The 315-nt window shown below is 61.0% G+C and carries 1 protein-coding gene; it reads right to left on the reverse strand.

Annotated elements, in window-relative coordinates; genetic code table 11:
• On the reverse strand, nucleotides 1–310 hold a 310-nt coding region (locus EOD29_RS30925), incomplete at its 3' end, for a DUF2325 domain-containing protein (RefSeq protein ID WP_164763902.1).
• Between the last annotated feature and the right edge of the window lie 5 nt (nucleotides 311–315).

The following is a 315-nucleotide window of genomic DNA, read 5'->3' on the forward strand; positions in this document are numbered from 1 at the left end:
TACAGCCTGTCTTCACACGCAGGCAGGCATCGTGGCTGATACAGTCGATTGGGCAGAAGACGCAGTCGACCGAGGGAAGCAGAGTATCGATGCGGGAAACCGCTTCGCGCAGACCGCCATCATGATGGATGAGCTCAGCGCCGAAATTGCTGGCGATTTGGCGAAGATGCGCCACCTGGCAGTCGCGGCCACCGACATAGAGGAAACTGCGGCCATCCAGTTTGGATCGCCCGAGGGATGCCTGACCAGCGTCCTCGCCCGCGTTATCGCGGACCTCCCGGTTCGAACCCTTCTTGCCCTTGCGAGCCATATGCC

It is taken from the genome of Mesorhizobium sp. M1A.T.Ca.IN.004.03.1.1 (assembly GCF_003997555.1).
Taxonomy (GTDB): domain Bacteria; phylum Pseudomonadota; class Alphaproteobacteria; order Rhizobiales; family Rhizobiaceae; genus Mesorhizobium.